At 73.8% G+C, this 15,728-nt stretch carries 11 protein-coding genes; all 11 read right to left on the reverse strand.

Features of this window, described 5'->3' with window-relative positions; translation table 11 throughout:
• Window positions 1-35 precede the first annotated feature (35 nt).
• Window positions 36-3,551, reverse strand: coding sequence for a thiol reductant ABC exporter subunit CydD (gene cydD / locus ACIQBJ_RS09650; RefSeq protein WP_400708111.1), 3,516 nt, complete (start codon window positions 3,549-3,551; stop codon window positions 36-38).
• 44 nt (window positions 3,552-3,595) lie between these two features.
• A complete protein-coding gene (gene cydB / locus ACIQBJ_RS09655) occupies window positions 3,596-4,597 on the reverse strand; it encodes a cytochrome d ubiquinol oxidase subunit II (RefSeq protein WP_400706379.1) in 1,002 nt (333 codons plus the stop codon).
• A gap of 11 nt (window positions 4,598-4,608) precedes the next feature.
• Complete coding sequence (locus ACIQBJ_RS09660) at window positions 4,609-6,150, reverse strand: cytochrome ubiquinol oxidase subunit I (protein ID WP_400706382.1); 1,542 nt, start codon at window positions 6,148-6,150, stop codon at window positions 4,609-4,611.
• A gap of 264 nt (window positions 6,151-6,414) precedes the next feature.
• Complete coding sequence (locus ACIQBJ_RS09665) at window positions 6,415-7,938, reverse strand: sensor histidine kinase (RefSeq protein WP_400706385.1); 1,524 nt, start codon at window positions 7,936-7,938, stop codon at window positions 6,415-6,417.
• Between the two features lies 1 nt (window position 7,939).
• A complete protein-coding gene (locus ACIQBJ_RS09670) occupies window positions 7,940-8,701 on the reverse strand; it encodes a response regulator transcription factor (protein ID WP_400706388.1) in 762 nt (253 codons plus the stop codon).
• Between the two features lie 149 nt (window positions 8,702-8,850).
• Window positions 8,851-9,495 (reverse strand): hypothetical protein, encoded by a 645-nt coding sequence (locus ACIQBJ_RS09675; RefSeq protein ID WP_400706391.1) that lies wholly within the window; start codon window positions 9,493-9,495, stop codon window positions 8,851-8,853.
• A 12-nt stretch (window positions 9,496-9,507) separates the two neighbouring features.
• Window positions 9,508-10,710 (reverse strand): ABC transporter permease, encoded by a 1,203-nt coding sequence (locus ACIQBJ_RS09680; protein ID WP_400706394.1) that lies wholly within the window; start codon window positions 10,708-10,710, stop codon window positions 9,508-9,510.
• The gene (locus ACIQBJ_RS09685) at window positions 10,707-11,489 is read right to left on the reverse strand and encodes an ABC transporter ATP-binding protein (RefSeq protein WP_400706397.1); all 783 of its coding nucleotides are present in this window, start codon (window positions 11,487-11,489) and stop codon (window positions 10,707-10,709) included. The genes ACIQBJ_RS09680 and ACIQBJ_RS09685 overlap by 4 nt, the downstream gene beginning before the upstream one ends.
• On the reverse strand, window positions 11,489-12,859 hold the full coding sequence (locus ACIQBJ_RS09690; RefSeq protein WP_400706400.1) for an efflux RND transporter periplasmic adaptor subunit: 1,371 nt from the start codon (window positions 12,857-12,859) through the stop codon (window positions 11,489-11,491). The genes ACIQBJ_RS09685 and ACIQBJ_RS09690 overlap by 1 nt, the downstream gene beginning before the upstream one ends.
• Before the next feature lie 204 nt (window positions 12,860-13,063).
• Complete coding sequence (locus ACIQBJ_RS09695; RefSeq protein WP_400706403.1) at window positions 13,064-14,356, reverse strand: TrpB-like pyridoxal phosphate-dependent enzyme; 1,293 nt, start codon at window positions 14,354-14,356, stop codon at window positions 13,064-13,066.
• Window positions 14,357-14,541: 185 nt separating this feature from the next.
• The gene (gene hisC, locus ACIQBJ_RS09700) at window positions 14,542-15,618 is read right to left on the reverse strand and encodes a histidinol-phosphate transaminase (RefSeq protein WP_400706406.1); all 1,077 of its coding nucleotides are present in this window, start codon (window positions 15,616-15,618) and stop codon (window positions 14,542-14,544) included.
• Window positions 15,619-15,728 lie beyond the last annotated feature (110 nt).

Here is a 15,728-nt window from a genome sequence, read left to right on the forward strand (position 1 = left end):
GTTCGTCACTTTTGTCCCGCTGTTCGCGGTGCGGTTCACGGGGCGGGGACACCCGCTCGGGCCAGACCGGCGGCGGCCGCCTCCCCGGCCCGCTCCCGCTCGACCATCCCGGCCAGTCGGCCGCCCGGCCGCCCGGCCAGCTCCGACCAGCGCCCGCGCTCGACCACCCGGCCGCCGTCCAGCACCAGCACCTCGTCCACCGAGTCGTCGTCCAGGCCGGCCAGCCGGTGGGTGATCAGCAGGGTGGTGCGGCCCGCGGTGGCGGCCAGCAGGTCGGCGGTCAGCGCGTCGGCGGTGGCGGTGTCCAGGTGCTCGGCGGGCTCGTCCAGCACCAGCACCGGGAAGTCCGCGAGCAGCGCCCGGGCCAGCGCCAGGCGCTGGCGCTGGCCGCCGGACAGCCGGGCGCCGTGCTCGCCGACCGGGGTGTCCAGCCCGTCGGGGAGGCCGTCCGCCCAGTCCAGCAGCCGGGCCCCGGCCAGGGCCGCGCGCAGCCCCTCCTCGTCGGCGTCCGGCCGGGCCAGCCGCAGGTTCTCCCGCACCGAGCTGTCGAAGACGTGCGCGTCCTGCGCGCACAGCCCCACCACCCGGCGGACGTCCTCGCCGGACAGCTCGCGGACGTCCACCTCGCCCGGGCGGCCGGCCGCCAGCCGCACCGTCCCGGCCGCGGGCTCGACGAAGCGCAGCAGCGCCTGCGCCAGCGTGCTCTTGCCCGAACCGGACGGGCCGACCACGGCGACCCGGCGGCCCTCCGCCAGCTCCAGGTCGACGCCGGACAGCGCGTCGCGCCCCACGCCCGGCCAACGGACCGTCAGGCCGCTTACCGCGAGCGGCAGTCGGACCGGCGGGAGCGGGCGCGGGGCGGCCGGCTCCACCACCGGGACGGGCGCGGCCAGCACCTCGGCGAGGCGCTCGCGGGAGGCCAGGGCCCGCTCCCGGAACCGCACCGCGGTCGGCATGCCCGCCACCGCCTCGAACGCGGCCAGCGGCGTCAGCACCACCACCGCCAGGCAGACGCCCGGCAGCGTGCCGTCCGCGACCCCGCGCACGCCCACCGCGGACGCGGCCGCCACCGTCAGGCCGGAGACCAGCGCGACCAGGCCCGCCGAGAGGGCGGCGAGCGCCGCCGAGCGGGCCGCCAGCCGGGTCAGCGCGCCGTCCGCGTCGCGGGCCGCCCGCAGCCGGGCCGGGAGCGCGCCCGCGACGGTCGCCTCCGCGGTGCCGGTCAGGGTGTCGAGCACGGCCGTCGCCAGCTCGCCCCGGGCGGGGGCGTGCCGGCGCTCGGTCCGGCCGGCGACCAGGCGCTCCAGCGCCGGGACGGCGACGCCCGCCAGCAGCAGGCCGCCCGCCAGCACCAGGCCGGCCAGGGGCAGGAACGCGGCCAGCGCGAGCGAGGCGCCGACCGAGACCACGGCGGCGACGGCGGCCGGGAGCCGCCAGCGCAGGTGCAGGTCCTGCACCGCGTCCACGTCGGCGACCAGCCGGGACAGCAGGTCACCGCGCCGGAACTGCGGGAGCCCGGCCGGGGCCAGCCGCTCCAGCCTCCGGTAGACCGCGACCCGGACCCCGCCCAGGGCCTTCAGCACGGCGTCGTGCGCCAGCAGCCGCTCGGCGTACCGGAACACGCTCCGGCCGATGCCGAAGGCCCGCACCGAAGTCACGGCGACCATCAGGTACAGCACCGGCGGCATCTGCGAGGCCCGCGAGATCAGCCACCCGGACGTCCCCATCAACGCGACCGCGCACCCGAGCGCGAGCGCGCCCAGCAGCACGGCCGGCCACAACCGCGGCCGGCCCGCGGAGCCGTCCCGCTCCACCCCGCGCCCCTGCCGGGGCGGGACGGCGGCGGACGCCGGGGAGCCGACCTGCTCCGCCGTCCCTTCCTTCTCCCGTCCCTGCCGGGGCGCCGGAGGCGCGGGCGGTGCGGCCTCGGCGGGCACGGCGGGTGCCGCCGGGGCCGGGAGGTGGAGGTGGTGGTGGGCGAGGGGGGTGAGGGCGGGGCGGTGGGTGATGAGGAGGACGGTGCGGTCGAGGGTGCGGAGGGTTTCGAGGAGGGCGGACTCGGTGACGGGGTCGAGGTGGGCGGTGGGTTCGTCGAGGACGAGGAGGGGGCGGTCGGCGAGCAGGGCGCGGGCCAGGGCGAGGCGTTGGCGCTGGCCGGCGGAGAGGCCGTGGCCGTTCTCGGCGAGGCGGGTGTCGGGGGTGGTGAAGTCGACGTGCGCGGCGGCGAGGGCGGCGGCGAGTTCGGTGTCGGTGGCGTCGGGGCGGGCGAGGCGGACGTTCTCGGCGACGGTCCCGGCGAACAGGTGGGGGTGCTGCGGTACCCAGGCGATCCGGGCGTGCCAGCTGTCCAGGTCGGTGTCGGCGAGGTTCTGACCGTCGATCAGGACCCGTCCGCCGTCCGGCCGGACGAAGCCGAGCAGGGCGTCGACCAGGGTGCTCTTGCCCGCGCCGCTGGGGCCGGTGAGGACGGTGGTGCGCCCGGCGGGGACGGTGAGGGTGAGGTTGTCCAGGACGGCGGCGGGGCGGCCGGGGCGGCGGACCGTCAGGTTCTCGACCCGGATGTCGGGGCGGGCGGGGGCGGGCAGCCGGCCGGTCTCGGGGCGCGGGGTCTCCAGCACCTCGAAGATCTTCCCGGCGGCCGTCAGGCCCTCGGCGCTGGAGTGGTAGAGCGCGCCGACCTGACGCAGCGGCAGGTACACCTCGGGGGCGAGGACCAGCACCAGCAGGCCGGTCTCCAGGTCGAGGGTGCCGTTCACCAGCCGGAAGCCGATCGAGACGGCGACCAGGGCGACCGAGAGGGTGGAGAGCAGTTCCAGCGCGAAGGAGGAGACGAAGGCGAGCCGCAGGGTGCGCAGGGTGGCGCGGCGGTAGTCCTCGGTGATCCGGCCGATCGCGGCGGCCTGCGCCTTCGCCCGGCCGAAGACCTTGAGGGTGGGCAGGCCGGCGACCACGTCGAGGAAGTGGTGGGAGAGCCGGGAGAGGCCGGCGAACTGACGGTCCGTCCGGGCCTGGGTGGCGTACCCGATCAGGATCATGAAGAGCGGGATCAGCGGCAGCGTCCCGCAGATGATCGCGGCGGACTCCCAGTCGGCGCCGAGGACCCGGGCCAGCACGACCAGCGGGACGACCACGGCGAGGGCCAGTTGCGGGAGGTAGCGGGCGAAGTAGTCGTCGAGGGCGTCGATGCCGCGGGTGGCGAGGGTGGCGAGGTCGCCGGTGCGGCGGCCGGCCAGGTAGCCGGGGCCGAGCGCGGTGGCGTGGTCGAGCAGCCGGCGGCGCAGGGTGGACTTCACGGCGGCCACCGAGCGGTGCGCGGTGAGTTCGGTCAGCCAGGCGACCAGGGCCCGGCCGGCCGAGACGGCGGCGAGGCCGAGCAGTTGCCCCCACAGCCCGGAGCGGCCGTCCTGGAAGGCTCCGACCACCAGCGAGGCGATCAGCGCGGCCTGGGCGACCAGCAGGAGCGCGCCCGCCCCGCCGAGGACGACCGTCCCGGCGAGGAAGGCGCGGGTGGTGCGGGCGTACGCCAGCAGCCGGGGGTCGATCGGACGCATCCGCTGCCGGCTTTCCATCGGGTGTGCTCCTGCGGGAGGGGGGTTCAGTGGGCGGCGGGGATGTGCTGGACGCCGATCCGGCGGCGGAACACCCAGTACGTCCAGCTCTGGTAGAGCAGCACGAGCGGGGTGAAGACCACCGCGACCACCGTCATCACCTTGAGGGTGTAGGGCGAGGAGGAGGAGTTGGCGACGGTCAGCGACCAGGCCGGGTCGAGGGTGGAGGGCATCACGTCGGGGAACAGCGAGAGGAACAGCATCCCGACGGCGGCGACGATGGTCAGGCCGCTGAAGGCGAACGCCCAGCCCTCCCGGACCAGCCGGGTGGCGGCCAGCGCGGCGAGCAGCGCGAGCACGGCGACGACCAGGGCGGCGAGGCTCCAGCCGTTGCCGGAGTGGGCCTGCGTCCAGACCAGGAAGACCAGGGCGAGCACGGCGGTGGCCAGGCCGAGCGCGGTGGCCTGGGCGCGGGCCCGGAGCCGGATCTCGCCGTCGGTCTTCAGCGCGGCGAAGACCGCGCCGTGGAAGGTGAACAGCACCAGGGTGGTGAGTCCGCCGAGCAGGGCGTAGGGGTTGAGCAGGTCCCAGAGGGTGCCGACGTAGTTCTTGTCCCGGTCGATGTCGACGCCGTGCACGATGTTGGCGAAGGCGACGCCCCACAGGAAGGCGGGCAGCAGCGAGGTCCAGAAGATGGCCAGTTCCCAGTTGCGCTGCCAGCGTTCGCCGCTGCGCTGGTGCCGGTACTCGAAGGAGACGCCGCGGACGATCAGGCAGACCAGGATGAGCAGCAGCGGGACGAAGAAGCCGCTGAACAGGGTGGCGTACCAGTCGGGGAAGGCCGCGAAGGTGGCGCCGCCCGCGGTGAGCAGCCAGACCTCGTTGCCGTCCCAGACCGGGCCGATGGTGTTGATCAGGACCCGGCGCTCGGCGGTGTTCCGGGCCAGGGTGCGGGTGAGGACCCCGATGCCGAAGTCGAATCCCTCCAGGAAGAAGTAGCCGATCCACAGGACGGCGATCAGGATGAACCAGAAGTCGTGCAGCTGCATGTGATCCGTCCTCAGTACGCGAAGGCGAGGGGCTGGTCGGCGTCCTCGTCGGAGGAGGGGCCGCGCAGCGTCGGGTCCTTGGCGGGGGGCCGCTCGTCGGTGTCGGGGCCGGCCGCGGCGTACTTGGCGAGCAGCCGGACCTCGATGACGGCGAGGATCGCGTAGAGCAGGGTGAGGGTGGCCAGGCCGAACACCTGGGTGCCGACGGTGACGTTGGGGGAGACGGCGTCGCGGGTGCGCATCAGGCCGAACACCACCCAGGGCTGGCGGCCCATCTCGGTGAAGATCCAGCCGAAGCTGTTGGCGACCAGCGGGAAGCCCATGGTGAGGATGCCGATCCGCCAGCTCCAGCGGGTGAAGAAGACGTTCATCTCGCGGTTCCTGGTGAGCATCAGCTTCGGCGGCTCGTCCTCGCCGGTGCGGTGCTCGGGGGCGAGCCAGAACTTCCGGCGGGTGGTCCACAGGCCGATCAGCGCGGCGACGAAGGACGTCATGCCGAAGCCGATCATCAGCCGGAAGCCCCAGTAGGTGACGAAGATGTTGGGGATGTAGTCGGTGGGCCGCCCGCCGTACTTCGCGGCCTCGGCGGCGGCGGTGTCGTTGATGCCGGGGACCGAGGAGGAGAAGTCGTTGTGGGCGAGGAAGGACAGTATCCCGGGGATCTCCAGCTCGACCGAGTTGTGGCCCTGGGTGACGTCGCCGATCGCGAACACCGAGAACGGGGCGGGGGCCTGGGTGTCCCAGAGCGCCTCGGCGGCGGCCATCTTCATCGGCTGCTGCTCGAACATCACCTTGCCGAGGGTGTCGCCGCTGATCGCGGTGCCGAGGCCGGCCACCACGGCGATGGTCAGGCCGACCCGGAGCGAGGTGCGCATCGCGGCGGTCTTCCGGCCGTCGGGCTGCTTGCCGCGCTTGGCCCGCCAGAGGTGGAAGCTGGCGATGCCGACCACGAAGGCGGCGCCGGTGAGGAAGGCCGCGGTGAGGGTGTGGAAGACCTGCACCACGGTGGTGTTCTGGGTCAGCACCGCGACGATGTCGGTGAGCTGGGCCTTCCCGGTGGCCGGGTCGATCTTGTAACCGACGGGGTGCTGCATCCAGGAGTTGGCGGCCAGGATGAAGTACGCGGAGAGCGCGGTGCCGATCGCCACCAGCCAGATGCAGGCCAGGTGGATCTTCTTCGGCAGCCTGTCCCAGCCGAAGATCCACAGGCCGATGAAGGTGGACTCGAAGAAGAAGGCGATCAGCGCCTCCATCGCCAGCGGGGCGCCGAACACGTCGCCGACGAAGCGGGAGTAGTCGGACCAGTTCATGCCGAACTGGAACTCCTGGACGATGCCGGTGACCACGCCCATGGCGATGTTGATCAGGAAGAGCTTGCCCCAGAACTTGGTGGCGTGGAAGTACTTCTCCTTGCCCGTGCGCACCCATGCGGTCTGCAGGCCGGCCACGATCGAGGCCAGGCTGATGGTGAGCGGGACGAAGAGGAAGTGGTAGACGGTGGTGATGCCGAACTGCCATCGGGAGATGGTCTCGTGAGCGACTGCTAGATCCACTGCGCCCTCTCTCACAGGGTGTGCTGCATACCGGACAAATGCACACATAGCACGCGAACGCGCCGAAGCATGCCAAGCTTGCCCGCTTGTGAACGTGAACACGTTCACAAGCTCAGTATCCATGATGCTTATCAGCGCGGATGCACGGGGGTGGGTGTTTTCGGACAAGCAGATGATCCGACGCCCGGCCGGGCCCTCACAAGCAGCGGCCGGGCCCGGCCGGTGTACCGAACGGCGCTTGACAGCGGCCCGGCTGACCGGCCGTCAGTACTGGCGCGGCAGCGACACCCGGAACGCCGCGCCCTCGCCCGGCGAGGTCCGCAGGGTCAGCTCGCCGCCGTGCGCCGACACCAGGGCGGTGGCGATCGCCAGGCCCAGGCCCGCTCCCCCGCCCTCGCCCGGCCGGCGGCTGCGCGAGGCGTCCGCCCGGTAGAAGCGCTCGAACACCAGCGCCGCCTGCTCCTCGGTCAGGCCGGGCCCGCGGTCCGCGACCTCCAGCAGGCAGCCGCCGCCGGCCCGGCCCACGCCGATCCGCACCGCCGTGCCCGGCGGGGTGTGCTTGACCGCGTTGCCCACCAGGTTGGTCACCACCTGCCGCAGCCGGGCCTCGTCGCCCAGCACCGGGGCCGGCTGCGGGGCGCCCACCCCGTTCGGGCCGGTCAGCGCCACCGGGCGGCCCGGGTCCAGCGCGGTCAGGTCGTGCAGGGCGTCCGCCGCCAGCGTGCGCAGGTCCATCGGGGCCAGGTCGAGCGGGCGCTCCTCGTCCAGCCGGGCCAGCGTCAGCAGGTCCTCCACCAGGCCGCCCATCCGGACCGCCTCCGACTCGATCCGGTCCATCGCCCGGTCCACGTCCTCCAGCGCGCCCATCCGGTGCAGCTCGGCGAAGCCGCGGATGCCCGCCAGCGGGGTGCGCAGCTCGTGCGAGGCGTCGGCGACGAAGCGGCGCATCCGGCGCTCGGAGGCGGCCCGGTCCGCGAACGCCTTCTCGATCTGCGCCAGCATCCCGTTCAGCGCCGCCGACAGCCGGCCCGCCTCGGTCCGGGCCGGCAGCTCCGGCATCCGGTGCGACAGGTCGCCGTCGGCGATCCGCTGCGCGCCCGCCTCCAGCTGGCGCAGCGGCCGCAGCCCGGCCCGGACCGCGACCGCGCCGAGGCCGGCCAGGCCGACCAGCACCGCGCAGCCGATGGTGAAGAAGGTGGTGCGCAGGTGCGCGATGGTCGACTCCACCTCGTCCAGCGGCACGGCGACCTGCACGTACCGGGGCGAGGCGAAGTCGCTGCCCGAGGAGCGCTGCAGCGGCAGCACCAGGGAGCGCCAGTGGCTGCCGCGGGTGACCTTCACGGTGACGGGCTCGCTCTCCCCCGCGGCCAGCCCGGCCCTGGTCGGGGTGGGCAGCTGCGGGGTCGGGTCGGAGTCCGCCACCGGCTGCCGGATCACCGACAGCACCGTGCCGTCCGCCCCGAGGTAGCGCACCACGTACTCGCTGGGCAGGGTCTGCCCGGCCCGCTTGCTGACGGTCTGCGGGCTGAACACCGAGACCGGGGTCTGCTTGGTCGGGGGCCGCCGCGACAGCGGCTCCGCGAACCGCTCCAGCTGCTGGTCGACGCGGTCCAGCAGCTGCCCGCGGACGGTGCCCAGCACCAGGGTGTCGCTCACCACCAGGCCGGTGGTGACCAGCAGCAGGGCCAGCACCAGCAGCCGCACCCGGAGCGAGAAGCGGGCCAGCGGGCGGCGGGGCAGGCGGAGGCCGCGGGGCAGGCGGAGGCGGCGGGGCGGGCGGAGGGCCATGTCAGCCGTTCGGCGGGCGGCGCAGCGCGTAGCCGATGCCGCGGACGGTGTGGATCAGCTTGGGGCCGTGGCCCGGGCCGGAGTCCAGCTTGCGGCGCAGGTAGGAGATGTAGGACTCGACGATGGAGAGGTCGCCGCCGAAGTCGTAGGCCCACACGTGGTCGAGGATCTGCGCCTTGGAGACCACCCGGCCGACGTTGGCCATCAGGTAGTGCAGCAGCTTGAACTCGGTGGGGGAGAGCGAGACCGGGACGCCGCCGCGGGTGACCTCGTGCGCGGTCGGGTCGAGGGTGAGGTCGGCCACCACCAGGCGGCCGTCGTCGGCGGGGCCGCCCGCGCGGCGCAGGATCGCCCGGATCCGGGCGATCAGCTCCTCCAGGCTGAACGGCTTGGTGACGTAGTCGTCGGCGCCGACCGCCAGGCCCTGCACCTTGTCGCCGGTGCCGTCCTTGGCGGTCAGGAAGAGCACCGGGACGTGCTCGGGGCTCTGCGCCCACTGGGTCCGGTCGCGCAGCCGCTGGACGACGGTGAAGCCGTCCAGGTCCGGCAGCATCACGTCGAGCACCACCAGGTCGGGGCGCTCGGCGGCGACCGCCTCCAGCGCCTCCTGGCCGGTGGCGGCGGAGGCCACCCGGAAGCCGGAGAACCGCAGGCTGGCGGAGAGCAGCTCGCGGATGTTGGGTTCGTCGTCCACCACCAGCAGGAAGGGCTCGCCGCCCGCCGGGGGCGTCCGGTCCGGGTTGGACTGCACTGCGCTCGACACGATTGCTCCGCCTCCCGGCCGGACGAATGGGCCGCCCCGGACATCACGGGGCCTGTCCGACGGCGCGCTGCCGGGCCGAATCCGACCGAACACCGTCAGACAGACCCTAGCCCGGGCAGGCTACGCAAAGTGAATGAAGATTGGATTAGTCATCCGGTCGTGCCCGAACCGGTACCTGCTCCGGTCCCCGGCGCGGCCCCGCCGTTGCCGCCGCCGCGGCTGCCGAAACCGCCCGCGCCGCCCTCGGTGAGCTGGGTGGCGGCGTAGGAGCCGTCGGCGCCCTTGCTGCCCAGCACGGTCACGGTCTGGCCGGGCTGCAGGTCGCCGACCTTGCCCTCCTTGGTGGTGGTGACCTTGGTGGAGTCGCCGGTGGTGATCTTGATGGTCTCGCCGTTGGGGCCGGTCAGGTAGACGGTGTCGCCGTCCACCGACTTGACGGTGCCGCGGGTGAAGCCGCCCGCCGCGCCGCCGGGGGCCTGGCCGCCGTTCTGGCCGCCGCCCTGACCGCCGCCGTTCTGGCCGTAGCCGCCCTGGCCGGTGCCGCGGCGGCCGCCGTTCTGGCCGTAGCCGCCGGGGAACTGGCCGTTCTGGGCGCCGGCCCGGGTGCCGCTCCCGGCGGCAGGGGTGTCGCCCTTCTGGTACCAGACGCCGCCCGCGAAGGAGAGCACCGCGATGACGCAGCCGGCCAGCGCCAGGGTCGGCCAGGGGAGCTTGCGGCGCGGCGGCGCGGCCAGCTCGGCGGTGATGTCGCGGGCGTCCGGCGCGGTGGCCAGCAGGTCCTTGTCGTCGGACACGGGGGTCTCCTTCTACTCGTGCCGGAGGGCGTCGATGGGCCGCAGCCGGGCGGCCCGGTTGGCGGGGTAGCTGCCGAAGAACAGGCCGATGGCGACGGCGATGGCGAACGCGCCGAGCACCGACTCGGGGATCACCACCGGTCTGATGCCGACCACCTGGAAGTGCGAGCCGACGATCCCGGCGAGCACGCCGAGGCCGGCGCCGATCACCGACAGCAGGGTGGACTCGGCGAGGAACTGGCCGAGGATGACCGCGCGGGGCGCGCCGAGCGCCTTGCGGATGCCGATCTCCCTGGTCCGCTCGGTGACGGTCACCAGCATGATGTTGGTGATGCCGATGCCGCCGACCAGCAGCGAGATCGCGGCGACCGCGCCGAGCAGGACGGTGAAGGTCTTGGTGGTGGACTCGCGGGCGGTCAGCAGCGAGGTCTGGTTGCTGATCCGGAAGTCCGCCTTGCTCGCGTCCTTGATCGCGTGGGTGCCCATCAGGATGCGGGTGATGTCGGCCTGCGCCTCGGTGGTGGTCTCCGCGGAGGCGGCCTGCACCAGGATCTGGTTGACCGAGCCGAAGCCGGTGAACGCGTTCTGCACGGTGGGCAGCGGCGCGACCACCACGTCGTCGGGGTCGTTGAAGCCGGTGGAGCCCTTGGCCTTCAGCACGCCGACCACGGTGAACGGGGTGCCGCCGACGGTGATCTTCTTCCCGATCGGGTCCTCGGCGGCGAACAGCTCCTTGGCGGTGGTGGAGCCGAGCACCGCCACCTTGCGGGAGTTGAGCACGTCGTCGGCGGAGAAGTAGTCGCCCTTGTCGACCTTCTGGTTCGCGGTCTCGAAGTACGCCGGATAGGTGCCGACGATCTGGCCGGGCTGGTACGAGATGTTCCCGTACAGCGCGGTGCCGGTGGTGGTGACCACCGGCGCGACCGACTTGATCGCCGGGGTGTCGGTGGCCGAGGCGAGCGCCTTGGCGTCGTCCACGGTGAGCTTCTTGGCGGCGGTCGCCGAGCCGCGCGAGGCGGACGAGGAGACGGTCAGCGAGTTGGTGCCGAGCGAGGTGATCGACTCCTTGACCGCCACCGAGGAGCCGTTGCCGACCGCGAGCAGCAGGATCACCGAGGCCACGCCGATCAGCACGCCGAGCATGGTCAGCGCGGAGCGGACCTTGTTGGCGGCCAGGCCGCCGACCGCGAAGCGGAGCATCTGCCAGGCGATCACGCGACCACCCCCGCGACCGCGGCGGCCCGGGCGGGCGGCGGCCCGTCGACCGGGGCCTGCCGGACGTCGGACACGATCGCGCCGTCGACCAGCCGGATCACCCGCTTCGCGTGCAGCGCCACCTCGTCCTCGTGGGTGATCACCACCACGGTGCGGCCGAGCGCGTTGAGGCCGTCGATGATGTCCAGCACCTCGGCGGTGGAGCGGCTGTCGAGGTTGCCGGTGGGCTCGTCGGCGAGCAGCATCGCGGGCGCGGTGACCAGCGCCCGGGCCACCGCGACGCGCTGCTGCTGGCCGCCGGAGAGCTGGTTGGGCTTGTGCCCGGCCCGGTCGGCCAGGCCGACCAGGCCCAGCGCGGCCAGCGCCCGGCGGCGCCGCTCGGCGGCCCGGACGCCCGCGTAGGCGAGCGGCAGCTCGACCTGGGCCAGCGCGGTGGTGCGCGGCACCAGGTTGAAGGACTGAAAGACGAAGCCGATCTTGCGGTTGCGGACCAGCGCCAGCTGCCCCTCGTCGAGGTGGCCGACGTCGGTGCCGTCCAGCAGGTAGCGGCCGCCGGTGGGCACGTCCAGGCAGCCGAGGATGTTCATCAGCGTCGACTTGCCGGAGCCGGAGGAGCCCATCACGGCGACGTAGTCGCCCTCGGCGATGTCCAGGTCGACGCCGAGCGGTTCGCCGTCGGGCCCGGACGGGCCGTGCAGGGCGTGCACCACGGCGTCGCCGTGGCCGTAGGACTTGGTGAGCCGGCGGATCTGGATCACCGGGGGCTTGGCGGTGCTCATCAGCGGTTGCCCCCGCCGCCGCCGTTGCGGGTGCCGCCCCCGCCGTTGCCGCCGCCGAAGCCGCCCGTGCCGCCGCCGAGGCCGCCGCCGTTCAGGCCAGGGAACTGGCCGGACGGGAAGCCGTTGCCGGTGCCCGCGGTGGTGGCGGTCAGCTCGACCTTCTCGCCCTCGGTCAGGCCGTCGGTGACCTGCACGGTGGTGTCGCCCTCGATGCCGACGGCGACCTGCACCCGCTCGGTGCTGCCGTCGTCGTGCACCACGGTGGCGGTGCGGCTGGCGCCGGTGCCCTGGAGCGCCGCGGCGGGCACCGAGAGGGCGTTCTCGACCGAGCCGGTGGTGACCGAGATGGTGGCGCTCAGGCCGGTGCGCAGCGCCGAGGTGTCGGAGCCGATCTGCAGCACCGCGCCGTACTGCACCGCGCCGTTGGTGGAGCTGGAGGGCAGCGAGGAGACCGACAGGACGGTGGCCTGCAGCTTGGTGTCGGACTGCGCGTTGAGGGTGACGGTGGCCGCCTGGCCCTTCTTCAGCTTGAGCGAGTCCAGTTCGGAGAAGTTCGCGGTGACCTCCATCCCGGACGGGTTGGTCAGCACGATGAACCCGGTCGGGGTGGTGCTCGAACTGCCGCCGCCGGTCGATGACTTGGCGCCCGACGAGGAGGAGGTGCCGCCGGTTCCGGCGGAGCCGGTGCTGCCGCCGCCGGAGACGTTCTCGCCGACTTTGCCGGAGATCGAGGCGACGGTGCCGTCGGTGCTCGCGGTCAGCGTCGTCCCGGCCAGCGCGTCCTTGGCGTTGGAGAGGGTGGCCCCGGCGTTGTCGACCTGCTGCTGGGCGGAGGCGATCTGCGCCTGGTCGATCTTCACCGTGGTCGTGGTGGTCGGCTGCGGGGTGGCGGCGGCCGTCCCGCCGGAGCCGCCGCTGCGGCCGGAGGAGCCGCCCGCGGAGCCCGCGCCGGTGCCGGGGACGGTGGTGGTGACCGTCTCGCCGGCCTCGGCCTTGGTCAGGTTGGCCTCCGCGGTGTTCAGCGCGGCCTGCGCCTGGTCGACCTGCTGCTGCGCGGCGGCGGTGTCGACGGTGGCGAGCACCTGGCCCTTCTTCACCGCGTCGCCGACCGCGACCTTCACCGCCGTCAGCCGGCCGCCGGTGGTGAAGTCCTGCCCGGCGTCGGAGGGCGAGAACAGCGTGCCCGATCCGGACACCGTGGCCTGGACCGTGCCCTTGGCCACGGTCGCGGTCCGGACCTTGGTCGCGGTGGCGGCCCGGCCGGTGCCGCTGTCCACGGTGGTGTACGCCAGCGCGGCCCCGCCCAGCAGGGCCACGCCGAGCGCGGAGTTGACGAGGACGGCCCCACGCCGTCGCGGAAGCACCTTCATGGCGCAGAAGCATCGCCGGAGGCTCTTGCGCCGTCCTGTGCGGAGCCTGGGAGCGGGCTGGGACCCTCGATCCGGACGAATCCGGACAGGCCGCCCGCTGCGGGGGCCGTGCCGCACCGGCGGACGACCAGCTCTTGACCCGTCTCCCAGGAACCTCCCAGCGAAGTCCGGTCAGTGCTTCACCCGGGCGCCCGGGCGCCCGGCTCAGTCGGTGAGCCGCCCGGCGAAGTGGTCGAGGTACGCCTGCATGTCGAAGTGGCCGTGCCCGGAGAGCGCGAACACGATCGCCTTCGACTCGCCGGACTCCCGGCAGGCCAGCGCCTCGTCGACGGCGGCCCGCACCGCGTGGGTGGACTCGGGGGCGGGCACGATGCCCTCGGCCCGGGCGAAGGCCACGCCCGCCTCGAAGCAGGCGGTCTGCGGGACCGCCACCGCCTCGATCAGCCCGAGCTCCTTGAGGTGGCTGACGATCGGTGACATGCCGTGGTAGCGCAGGCCGCCGGCGTGGATCGCGGGCGGGGTGAAGCCGTGCCCGAGGGTGTGCATCTTCATCAGCGGGGTGGTGCCGGCGCTGTCGCCGAAGTCGTAGTCGTAGCGGCCCGCGGTCAGCGAGGGGCAGGACGCGGGCTCCACCGCGACCGCCCGGACCGCCCGGCGGCCCGCCAACTGCTCGCCCAGGAACGGGAAGGCGAGGCCGCCGAAGTTGGAGCCGCCGCCGGCCGCGCCGATCACCACGTCCGGGTAGTCGTCGATCCGGGCGAACTGGGCCAGCGCCTCCTGCCCGATCACGGTCTGGTGCAGCAGCACGTGGTTCAGCACCGAGCCGAGCGCGTACTTGGCGGCGCCGCCGGAGCGGGCCACCGACTCGACGGCCTCGGAGATCGCCAGGCCCAGGCTGCCGGGGGCGGCCGGGTCGGCGAGCAGCGCGGCCCGGCCGGCCTCGGTGAGCTGCGAGGGGGAGGCGTGCACGGCCGCCCCGTAGGTCTCCATCAGGGCCCGCCGGTAGGGCTTCTGGTCGTAGGAGACCCGGACCATGAAGACCTCGCAGTCCAGCTCCAGGAAGGAGCAGGCCAGGCCGAGGGCGCTGCCCCACTGCCCGGCGCCGGTCTCGGTGACCAGCCGGGTCACCCCGGCCCGCTTGTTGTAGTACGCCTGGGCCAGCGCGGTGTTGAGCTTGTGCGAGCCGGTCGGGTTGCCGCCCTCGTACTTGTAGTAGATCCGGGCGGGGGTGCCGAGCGCCCGCTCCAGCCGCTCGGCGCGCACCAGCGGGGCGGGGCGGAAGCGGCGGTACAGGTCGAGGACGGCGCCGGGGACGTCCACCTCGCGCGGGCCGCCGAGCTCCTGGGCGACCAGCTCGGCGGGGAACAGCGGGGCGAGGTCCTCGGCGGTGACCGGCTCCTTGGTGCCCGGGTGCAGCATCGGCGGGACCGGCGCGGGCAGGTCCGGGAGGATGTTGTACCAGGTGGTGGGGATCGGGTCGGTGTCGTGCGGGCTCATCCGGAGTCTCCCTGCGGTGCGGTCGCGGCCGCAGGGGTCCTTCCACGCCGAGGGGGTGCGCAACCTCCGCGCGCACCCCCTGGACTGACGTTCGATCAGCTGACGGACGGTCACCCTCCGGACGACCGAAGGCCGGACTGCGGCCGGTCTGCGGCGGGTCTGCGGCCGGACTGCGGCGGGTCGGTTCAGAGCTCCTTGCGGAACGCCTCCGCGGCGGCCAGGAACAGGTCGTTGCCCGCGACCTCGCCGATCGACACCCGGACGCCCTCGCCGGGGAACGGGCGGACCACCACGCCGGCCTCGGCCGCGGCGGCGGCGAAGTCCGCAGTGCGCTCGCCGAGCCGCAGCCAGACGAAGTTGGCCTGCGAGTCGACGACCGTCCAGCCCTGGGCGCGCAGCGCGGCGCTCACCCGGGCGCGCTCGCCGACCAGCGACTCGACCCGCTCCAGCAGCGCCTCCTCGGCGCGCAGCGAGGCGACCGCGGCGTCCTGGGCGAGCTGGCTGACGCCGAACGGGACGGCGGTCTTGCGCAGCGCGTCGGCGACCTGCTGGTGGGCGACCGCGAAGCCGACCCGCAGGCCCGCCAGGCCGTACGCCTTGGAGAAGGTGCGCAGCACGCAGACGTTGGGGCGGTCGCGGTACAGCTCGATGCCGTCCGGGACCTCCTCGTCGCGGATGAACTCGCGGTAGGCCTCGTCCAGCACGACCAGGACGTGCGCGGGGACGGCGTCCAGGAAGCGGACCAGCTCCTCGCGGTGGATCGCGGCACCGGTCGGGTTGTTGGGGTTGCAGACGAAGATCAGCCGGGTCCGGTCGGTGACCGCGGCGAGCATCGCGTCGAGGTCGTGGGCCTCGTCGGCGGTCAGCGGGACGGGCACGGGGGTGGCGCCCGCGATCCGGGTGATGATCGGGTACGCCTCGAAGGAGCGCCAGGCGAAGATCACCTCGTCGCCCTCGCCCGCGGTGGAGAGCACCAGGGACTGGGCGACGCCGACCGAGCCGGTGCCGGTGGCGATGTGCTCGGCGGGGACGCCGAAACGGGCGGCCAGCTCGGCGGTCAGGCCGCCGACGGCCATGTCGGGGTAGCGGTTGAAGCTCCCGGCGGCGGCGAGGGCGGCCTCCAGGACTCCCGGCAGCGGCGGGTAGGGGTTCTCGTTGGAGGACAGCTTGAAGGCGTCGGCGCCGGCCGGCTTGCCGGGCTTGTAGCTGGGGATGTCGTCCAGGTTCGGCCGCAGCCGGGGACCGTGCTCACGCTGAACCACGGGGGTCTCCGTTTCTTCTTCCTCGGCGGTGGCGCCGTTCCGTCCCCGGTCGGGTGCCGTGAACGATACCGACCGCCCTCACCCGTGAGGGTGAGATGCTCGTCCGGGTT

Source organism: Kitasatospora sp. NPDC088391 (assembly GCF_044753345.1).
Classification (GTDB): Bacteria; Actinomycetota; Actinomycetes; order Streptomycetales; family Streptomycetaceae; genus Kitasatospora.